At 46.8% G+C, this 6,131-nt stretch carries 5 protein-coding genes and 1 pseudogene; 1 reads left to right on the top strand and 5 read right to left on the bottom strand.

Annotated features, from left to right (window positions below; translation table 11 throughout):
* From metE to Q0236_RS13290, 5 genes are all read right to left on the bottom strand, one after another.
* Positions 1–1,971: 5-methyltetrahydropteroyltriglutamate--homocysteine S-methyltransferase (gene metE, locus Q0236_RS06770; protein WP_297916294.1), on the bottom strand; the 1,971-nt coding region annotated here is incomplete at its 3' end.
* Between the two features lie 355 nt (positions 1,972–2,326).
* A complete protein-coding gene (locus Q0236_RS06765) occupies positions 2,327–2,911 on the bottom strand; it encodes a hypothetical protein (protein ID WP_297916292.1) in 585 nt (194 codons plus the stop codon).
* A 257-nt stretch (positions 2,912–3,168) separates the two neighbouring features.
* Positions 3,169–3,543, bottom strand: coding sequence for a hypothetical protein (locus Q0236_RS06760; protein ID WP_297905105.1), 375 nt, complete (start codon positions 3,541–3,543; stop codon positions 3,169–3,171).
* A 314-nt stretch (positions 3,544–3,857) separates the two neighbouring features.
* On the bottom strand, positions 3,858–5,069 hold the full coding sequence (locus Q0236_RS06755; protein WP_297916290.1) for a saccharopine dehydrogenase family protein: 1,212 nt from the start codon (positions 5,067–5,069) through the stop codon (positions 3,858–3,860).
* Between the two features lie 367 nt (positions 5,070–5,436).
* On the bottom strand, positions 5,437–5,499 hold the full coding sequence (locus tag Q0236_RS13290) for a hypothetical protein (protein WP_367274741.1): 63 nt from the start codon (positions 5,497–5,499) through the stop codon (positions 5,437–5,439).
* A gap of 347 nt (positions 5,500–5,846) precedes the next feature.
* On the opposite strand from Q0236_RS13290, the pseudogene Q0236_RS06745 reads away from it, so the two are divergent.
* Positions 5,847–6,131, top strand: a pseudogene (locus tag Q0236_RS06745) (C4-dicarboxylate ABC transporter); the annotation flags it as partial.

Below are 6,131 nucleotides of genomic sequence, written 5' to 3'. Positions count from 1 at the left end.
AATGATATCGTTAAATTCAGAGTAGCACATATGCGTGTGGATTTGAGTTTTTGCCTCGGCTGAGCTTACTGAAAGCTTAAAGCAATCAACCGCAAATTTCTCATAAGCTGGGATATTTTCAGCTCTTAACGGATAGCCCTCTTTAAACGCAGCTTCGTCCACCTGAACGATCTTGATACCCGCGTCTTGCAGATCCGAAATTTCATCAAAAATCGCAAGCGCAAGCTGTTTTACGATCTGCTCGCGAGGCTTATCGTCGCGCACGAAGCTCCAGTTCATGATCGTAACCGGGCCGGTTAGCATGCCTTTCATAATCTTTTTGGTGCGACTTTGAGCGTATTTGATCCACTCCACGGTCATTGGTTTTGGGCGGCTCACGTCGCCGAAAAGTAGTGGCGGTTTCACGCAGCGGCTGCCGTAGCTCTGCACCCAGCCGTTGGCGCTAAACGCGTATCCGCTCATCTGCTCGCCGAAATACTCGACCATATCGTTGCGCTCGGGCTCGCCGTGAACCAGCACGTCCAGGCCGATCTCGTCTTGAAATTTGACGCAGTCGTCGATATAGGCTTTGATCTGCTTCTCATAATCCTCGCGCGCTAAAAGTCCCTTTTTATAGGCGTTGCGAACCTGACGAAGCTCGGCAGTCTGCGGAAAGGAGCCGATCGTAGTGGTAGGTAAAATTCCATATCCAAGCTCTTTTTTCTGCACCTTGATGCGATCCTCGTAGCGATCGGTGCGCTCAAGCTTGCTTAGCGAGTTCACGCGCGCAGAGACCTTCTCGTCGTGGATGAGCAGCGAACTCTGGCGAGTTTTGGCGGATTTTTGATTCTGCTCGTAAGCTTTCATACCGTGCTCGCACATAGGAATTTCAAAGAAAAGATGGGTTAAAATCGAAATTTCGCTTAGTTTTTCGACCGCAAAGCTTAACCAGGATTTGATCTCGGCGCTTAGCTTGTCCTCATATTTTAGCGTGAAAGGCACGTGCAAAAGCGAGCAGGAGGTACCCACATAGATGCGCTCCTTAGGCACGTAGGCTTCGATGGCTTTGAGCTGAGCTAGCTTTTTATCGATATCGCTCTTCCAGATATTGCGCCCGTCGATCACGCCCGCAAAAAGCACGGTCTTGGCGTCTTTTAAAATTTGAAGCTCTTTTTTGATATTCTCTTCGCTTGCGTAAACAAAATCGAGCCCGATCGCCCAAACATCGGTCTTTACTATCTCGCGTACAGCCTCGGTCGCGTGCTCGAAATAGGTCATAAAGATAATTTTTACGTTGCTTGCGACCTTGCTTAGGCGCTGATAAACAGGCGCAATCTTCGGTGCCAGCTCGGATGCGCGATCCGTCACGAAAATCGGCTCGTCGATCTGAACCACGACCTCGCTATCAAGCTCGCTAAGGCGCTTTAGCAGCTCCTCATATTTTGCGGTAAGGGCGCCCAGGTGCGCGAGCGGATCGCTTTTGTCGCTTGATTTACTAAGCGCAAGATAGGTAATAGGTCCGATCAAATTTATCTTTAGCGCGCAGGAATCCTTAAAATCGTTATTCTTCGCGGCCTTGTACTCGCTTAAAATTTTACTAGGATTTAGGCTAAATTCCGTATACGCAGAGATCTCGGGCACGATATAGTGGTAGTTTGTGTTAAACCACTTTGTCATCTCCATCGCGACTGCGTCTTTGCTGCCGCGCGCCATCGCAAAGTACTGCTCGTGCGCCGAAAGAGCCGCGAAGCGCTGTGGGATCACGCCGAAAAGCACGCTGGTATCGAGCATCAGATCGTAGTATGAAAAGTCGTTTACGCTAATTAAGCCGCTCCAAGCATCCAGCTGATATTTGATGTGACGATCTTTTAGCTCTGAGGCGACTCGCTCCAGCGCGTCATAATCGCACTTGCCCGCCCAATAGCTCTCCAAAGCCTTCTTTAACTCGCGCTGCTCTCCGATACGCGGAAAGCCCGTAACGTAACTCTTCATCTCTATCCTTTGAGTAAAATTTTGGTATGAAAGTGTTGATTTTATCTAAAATTTCTTTTGCCGTCATTAAAATTTTAATCTAATCTCGAAAATGAACGAAATTTTATCCAAAAGCGCAGGGGTGGAATTTAGCCAATAAAATCTGAAATGGAATTTTTATCGACGAAATTCTATGAGTTAAAATTTGATGATGGAATTTGAAGACGTTAAATTCATCATAATTTAAACCTCATCGCAAGATTCTACTAAAACTTAGTAAAGCCTTGCGACGAAGCTAGCCTTACCTGACACACCGCAAAGCCACTGAGCATCAAGGCTCTATGAAAGCAGTGCAACGCCTCAAATATGAAAATTCTTAGAATTTATAATTATATCCTGCGTAAACGCCGTATTTTTTACCGTCGTTATCTTCGATATAATCGCCGTCTTTGTACCACGCCTTGCTTGCTTTAAAGCCCATTTCAATCTCGCTATTGGAGCCAAACTCATACGCGGTACCTATCTTGCCGCCCAAAATGAAGCCACCCAGCGTATCGTCCGCTCTAACCCAGCCGCCATTGCTATAGTCTATTTTAACTTCAGTATCTAGCACCGAAAGCCCAGCGTAAGCGCCTAGGACAAGCTTAAATCTACCGAAAAGCTCCGGCGTAAAATCCGCACCGGCTACGAAATCGTGCGTGCTCCATTTAACCTTTCTTTTCGAATTGGCATTCGAGCTGGAATCCTCGCCCTTAAATCCGTAAAAATACCCGCCGTAAGCCCTAAACGTACCGAAGTCATACCCGGCTTTAACGCCTATTTGAGGCTGCCCGTCATCAAAACCCGCGGCTTCGTTTTTGAAATTGTAGCCGGCCTCGCCGCCCACGAAAAGCCCCTCCGCCATCGCACTTACTGCAGCTAAAGAACTAAGCAACAATGCTTTTGCAACAAAATTTCTCATATTTACTCCTTTCGGTGAAATTTCAACCGCTATGTTAGCGTTAGCTTATAAAACGCGGTCTAAATTTAAAGTAAATAAGGCGCTCCGTAGATAGGTTATATTAGACATGACAGGAATGTATGCAGATTGTTTTAAAATACAAAAAGGAGGACAATTGTTTATTTGCAGACTAAAGGAGATAAATTTGTCTCCAACGCGCGAGCAAACCGAAATCTAATCTATTTCGCTCGCGCTATGGAGTATGAAATTTACGCGATTTAATACGCGTCGCACATAAATTTACAGACGGTTTTCGTGCGCAGATTAAGCATGATCGAGCTTAGGCATCTGCCGTCCTTGTTGCCGCTTAGCAGGCGCACGGCATCGCCCTCTTTCCACTGCGTGCTGTCGCCCTCGATCGTCCTGTAATGCGCGCCGTTAATGACAAGCGACTCGCCGCCTTTTAGAGTTTTGTCGATCTTTAGGTCGCTTGCGATCTGGCTTAGATCGCCTTTTAGGGCATTTGCGATTAGTTTTTCCTCGGCCTGCTCATGCGTCTTCATCGAGCTTTTAGCAAAGTCCGGCACCTGCACAGTTTCGGTCTGAGCCGAAGCAAACACGGCCAGCACGCAAGCGGCGTAAATCAATTTCATATTTTCTCCTCGGTTTTTTCAAAATTTCGGCGATTATAGCAAAGTTTACTTAAAAATTTCGGTCTAAATTTAGCTAGAGTTTAAATTTAAGAAACCACTCTTAGAGCAATTAAACAAAAGCGTAAAGTTTGTAATGGGTTCAAAATTTTACTTGTTGCCACTAGCGCGAAATTTTAATATAGAGATATAAGGCGAAGGATTTTTTCGCTAGACGCGGCAAATTTTACCTTGCGAATGAGACGGGCTGTATGTCCCGTCGCAGTGAAGCAAGGTAAAAATTTAACAAAGTATAGCGGAAAAAGACAAGCCTAAATTTAAACTTCGTATCTTTCGCCCGGTTTCATTTCGATTATCTCCCACGGCAAGCCCTGCTTATTTAGCTCGTCCATGAAAGGCTTGGCGTCGAAATTTTCCATATTAAAGACGCCCTTGCCGCTCCAGATGCCCTTTGCGACCATCATCGAGCCGATCATCGCCGGTACGCCCGTCGTGTAGCTCACGGCCTGTGCGCCCGTCTCGGCGTAGCAAGCCTCGTGATCGCAGACGTTGTAGATATAGACTTGGCGCTCTTTGCCCTCTTTTAAACCACGTATTACGCAGCCGATGTTAGTTTTTCCCTTCGTGCGAGGGCCTAGCGACGCAGGATCCGGCAGTAGGGTCTTTAAAAACTGGATCGGAATTATTTTTACGCCGTTGTGTTCGACCTCGTCGATGCGCAGCATGCCGACGTTTTCTAGGCATTTCATGTGAGTTAGGTAGCTCTGTCCAAAGGTCATGAAAAAGCGGATTCGCTTCAGCCCCTTGATGTTTTTTACAAGGCTTTCTAGCTCCTCGTGGTAGAGCAGGTAGCTGTCCTTGACGCCGACTTTTGGGTAGTCCCATTTGAACATTATCTGCATCGGCTCGGTCTCTTTCCACTCGCCGCGCTCCCAGTAGCGGCCTTTTGCGCTTACTTCGCGCAGGTTGATTTCTGGGTTAAAATTCGTCGCAAACGGATAGCCGTGATCGCCTGCGTTGCAGTCTAGGATGTCGATCTCGCCGATCTCGTCAAAGAGATTTTGCTGCGCGTAGGCGCAAAATACGTTCGTCACGCCCGGATCGAAGCCGCTTCCCAGTAGCGCCATCGTGTTTGCGGCTTTAAACTCGCCATCCTTCGCCCACTGCAGCTTGTATTCAAATTTGGCAGTGTCGGGGTGCTCGTAGTTTGCGGTGTCGATGTAAGGTATGCCGGCGCGAGAGCACGCGTCCATGAGGGTTAGGTCCTGGTACGGCAGCGCGACGTTTAGTAGCAGCTGCACGCCCGTTTTTTTGATTAAATTTACGACCGCATCGGTGTCGTCCGCGTCGATCTGGGCGGTGTCGATTTGCACGCCTAGGCGGTCTTTGATAAATTTAGCGATCGCATCGCACTTGCTTTTGGTGCGGCTAGCAAGGGTGATTTTTGTAAAAACGTCCGCGTTCATCGCGCATTTTACGGTCGCGACTTGGCTCACGCCGCCCGCGCCTATGATTAAGATATTTGACATTTGGGCTCCTTTAAATTTTAAATTTTGCTGCAATTTTAGCAAATTTAAGATGAATTTTAAGAGGCTAGGTGTAATTAATCATAGAGTTTGGTTGTGCAGGCGCAGGATATAAACCCGCTCTAACAAGAACGCCGAAAGCGACACGGCGTTAAAATTTTACGCAGATAGCGGCATGCCGATTAACTGCGGCACGAGATTAAATTTACCGCCTTGCATTGCGCGATAAAATTTTAAGCTTTAAAGCGCTCGTTTAAATTTAATGTTCCGCGGCAAGGCATGGAGAATTTAAAATTTGAAGCTCGCTTCGCCGCCAAATTTATCGCGCTTCTTGCCCAAGCGCGCAGCAAACCGCATACCGCAGCTAAATTTAGCGCTTCAGCGAGCAGCGGTTTAAAAAGTAGCAAGCGGGGCAAAATCCCGTGACGCCCACGATAAAGGGCACTAGTCCGACCAGTCCCTACCAGCTGCCAAACAACGGCTTTTGCGATCATTATCGCTAGTCCGATCAGCGCTCTTATTATCCTAGTTTTTTTACTTAGCATTGCGTTTTCCTTTCTTTTTTACGCGTATTTATACCAAAATTTTCATAAAATGCACGATACGTAACGACATACGCTCCTTGATTAAATTCGGCTTTGTTTAATTATATTTTCTTTTACGTAAAAGCGCGGTGATAAAATTTAGCTACAAAATATTTTAAGTCTTGATTTATTTTGTGACTAACTCACCGAAATTGCGCTAAAATTGGGGTAAAATTTAGAAAAAACGAGGAAAAATATGAAAACGCAGGATGAAAAATCAAGCTGGCTACAGCACTTTCCGATCATGTTTTACACCGTAGTTATGGGGCTTGGCGGGCTAGCTCTCGCATTTGAGCGGCTAAATTTGATATTTGATATCTCAGGCGCAGTTTTTGAGATTTTACGCGGTGCGGCTAGCCTAGCCTACGCGCTCATCTGCGTTTGTTACGCGGCAAAGCTGATCAGATACCCGCAAGCTTGCAAGGCGGAGTTTTTCCACCCGGTGCGCGTAAATTTTTTCGCCGCCTTTTCGATCGGCACG

The organism is uncultured Campylobacter sp. (assembly GCF_938031315.1).
Lineage (GTDB): Bacteria > Campylobacterota > Campylobacteria > Campylobacterales > Campylobacteraceae > Campylobacter_B.
The sequence above is the reverse complement of the archived record's forward strand: the minus strand, read 5'-3'. Positions and strand labels throughout refer to the sequence as shown.